This window comes from Actinomycetospora sp., assembly GCF_055612215.1.
On record NZ_JBVPVA010000885.1, the window covers coordinates 1 to 3,261 of the forward strand.

The window sequence follows — 3,261 nt, forward strand, 5'->3', positions numbered from 1 at the left end:
TCCAGATCGAGGCGGCCCGGCCCCGCCGGGCGCTGCCGGCCGGGCGGACCGACCCGCACGGAGCGCTGGCCGTCCCCGACCGGTCCGCCCGCCGCCCGGGCGCCCGCACGACCCCCGCCGACGACCACGAGGCCCGGCGGCCACGACGACGCCCGGGCCGGTCGTGGACCACCCGCGGCGGCCGGGCCGCACCGCCCTCGTCGCGCACCGCGGCCGCGCCGCCCCCCGCCGGCGGCGTGCCCGAGGACGACGGCGGCGTGCTGCGCGTGACCGCCCGCCGCGCCGACCGGCCGGGCGCCTCGCGCCCCCGCCGCCCACGCAGCCGCCCGGCCACCGGCGCCCGGCGCTTCGCCCCGGGCGCGGCGGAGCCCGGCGAGTCCCGTGCCCGACCCGACGAGGAGGGCGACGGTGCTTCGTCGGCGCGGCCCTGAGACCGGGCGGGGACGTGGCTCGCCGTGGCCGCAGGCCCGGGAGCCCGAGCCGGACGCGCCCGCGGGCTGGGGTTCCTACCCCGGGTGGTCGCCGTCGACCCCCGCTGAGGTCGTCCCCGTCGGCCGGGACGCCCCCGACGACGACGGCGCGGCCGCGGACGCCCTGCTGGACACCTTCGGCGAGGCCGTCGAGGCGCCCGACCCGGAGCCCGCCTGGCCCGGCGACCGGGACCCGCGCGAGGACCCCGACGACGCGGCGCGGAGCGGCGGGCTGCGTGCCGGCCCGTCACGGAAGCGCCGCGGCCGGGCCCTCGCCGGGGCGTCGGCGACCCCGTCCTACCGGTCGGCCATCGCGCTGCGTTCCATCGACGGCAACATCGCGCGTACCGCGTCCACGGTGACCGCCTGGTACCGCCTCGCCCCGCAGGCGTGGAGCTTCCGGTCGGACTCCCAGCGCGAGGCGCTCATCCGCCGCATCGCCGACCAGCTCGGCGAGCTGCAGGGCCGCTGGTGCCACCTGCGGGTCACCACCCGCCCGTTCCCGGTCGCGCGGTGGGCGGAGGCCTTCGACCGCAACGCGCCGGGCCGCCTGCCCGACGTCGGGGGCGCGCTCGGGTGGGAGGACTTCCTCACCGGCGAGCAGCGCCACCTCATGGGCCTGTCGATGGCCGACAAGGAGGTGTTCCTCGGCGTCGAGGTCTCCGGGCGCTCCGTCGTGGACCGCTGGCTGGAGTCGGCGTCGCCGCTGCTGCACCGCATCGTGCCCTCGGCCGCGAGCGCCGAGCTGACCGCGCTCGAGACCGAGATCGCGCACGTCGACGCGCTGGTCTCCGGGCCGGGGCTCGACGGGGTGCCGTGCACCGCGGAGGACATGGCCTGGCTGATGCACCGCTCCTGCGCGCTGGGCCTGCCCGCGCCGCGCTCGGTGCAGGCCGAGGCCGATCTGGCCTGGGAGAACGAGGATCTCGCCGCGTTCACCGACGGCGTCGCGATGTACCAGGAGCCCTACGCCCCCACGGTGACCGTCCAGGGTCGCCACGGGCTGCAACCGGTCTCGCGCCACGTCGCGGTCCTGTCGGTGGGGTTGATGGACTCGCTGCGCATCCCCGAGGCCGACGACCCCTGGATGCAGCGCAGCGACCGGCTCCCGTTCCCCGTCGAGTGGTCCGCGCGGATCTACGTCCGCCGCCCCGAGGAGGTCTCGGGCGAGCTGCAGCGCCAGATGGGCAAGGTGCGTAGCCAGATCCGGCACTACACCCACGACCACGACCTCGACCCGCCGATGTCGCTGGAGCGCCAGGCCGACCGCGTGCTCCAGATCGAGGACGAGCTGTCCGGCGGGCTCACGCGGCTCAACACCCGGGTCTACGGCTGGTGGCGCGTGGCGGTCTCCGGGCGCGACGAGGCCGAGGCGCTGACCCGCGCCCAGCAGGTGCTCGACCTCTACCGCCCGCAGGTGGCGCTCGAGCACCCCGAGGCGCAGTACGCCTATGCCCGGGAGTTCATTCCCGGCGAGCCGCTGGCCTCCACCGCCTACCGGCGCCGCGGGTCGGTGACCTGGGTGGCCGCCGGGGTGCCGGCCGCCTCGGCGAGCGTGGGCGACCGGCGCGGGGTGCTGCTCGGCGAGACCTGCACCGCGACCCGGCGTCCGGTCGCCTGGGACCCGTGGATGGCGCAGGAGGTCCGGCGCGCCTCGGGCCTCACCGCGGTCGTCGGGGGCCTGGGCTCGGGGAAGTCGTTCCTGACCGGGCTGATGGTCTACAAGACGTTGCGGGCCGGGGCGCGCTGGACGGTGCTCGACCCCTCCGGTCCGCTCGCGGCGCTCACCCGGCTGCCCGAGCTCGCCCCGTTCTCCCGCCACATCCACCTGCTCGGCGCGGATCCCGGCATCCTCAACCCCTACCGGGTGGTCGCCGAGCCGCGCCGCGACCACTTCCTCGACGAGCCCGACCCGGAGAAGGCGTGGCGCCGCGAGCGCTCGCTCGCCGCCGCGACGCGGCGCCGCCTCGTCCTCGACGTCCTGACCGGCCTGCTGCCCTACGACGTGGCGCGCCTGCCCCACACCCGGATCGTGCTGCTCCGCGCGGTCCGCGAGGTCGGGGGCGGCCAGCACCGCGACCCGGGCCAGGTCATCGCGACGCTGCGCCGCCACGCCCGCGAGGGCGAGGAGCACGCCGACGTCGTCGCCGACTTCCTCGAGGAGCGCCGCGAGCTGCCCCAGGCCGCGCTGCTCTTCCCCGAGCACACCGTGGACCCGGAGGACCCCCGCGGGCCGGGCGGGCCGGTGACCGGGGATCCGAGCGTGCTCGACGAGGCGGACTACCGGCTGACGGTCCTGACGATGCAGGGCATGACGCTGCCGCGTCCGGGCAGCCCCCGCGAGGAGTGGACCGACGGCGAGTCGCTGGCGGTGGAACTGCTCAACCTCGCGTCCTGGCTCACCCAGCGCACCGTCTACACGGCCGACCGGGACCTGCGGAAGGGCGTCGCGCTCGACGAGACGCACTTCCTGTCCCAGATCCCCACCGGCAAGGTCCTCATCGACCGGCTCGCCCGTGACTCGCGCAAGTTCAACGTCCGTGCGCTGTTCGCCTCGCAGCTCGCCGGCGACCTGCTGCGCGTGCCGGGCTTCGCCTCGCTGGTCGACGCGGTGTTCGTCGGGCGCACCGACGACGCCGAGGCGCAGGCCGAGGCGCTGCGGCTGCTGCGGGTGCCCACCGACGTCGGGTACGAGGAGATGCTCGGGACGCTCTCGCCGCGCCCGACCGCCTCCCGCTCGCTCGGCGACCACGACGACAGCCCGGACGACACCCCGCGCCAGTTCGTCTTC

The 3,261-nt window shown here is 77.0% G+C and carries 1 protein-coding gene and 1 pseudogene; both read left to right on the top strand.

Annotation, left to right across the window (positions count from 1 at the left end):
• Positions 1 to 431, top strand: a pseudogene (locus AC0CYZ_RS24065) (hypothetical protein); the annotation flags it as partial.
• A gap of 271 nt (positions 432 to 702) precedes the next feature.
• Positions 703 to 3,261, top strand: a 2,559-nt coding sequence (locus AC0CYZ_RS24070; RefSeq protein WP_472220018.1) for an ATP-binding protein, incomplete at its 3' end; no start/stop codon positions are given.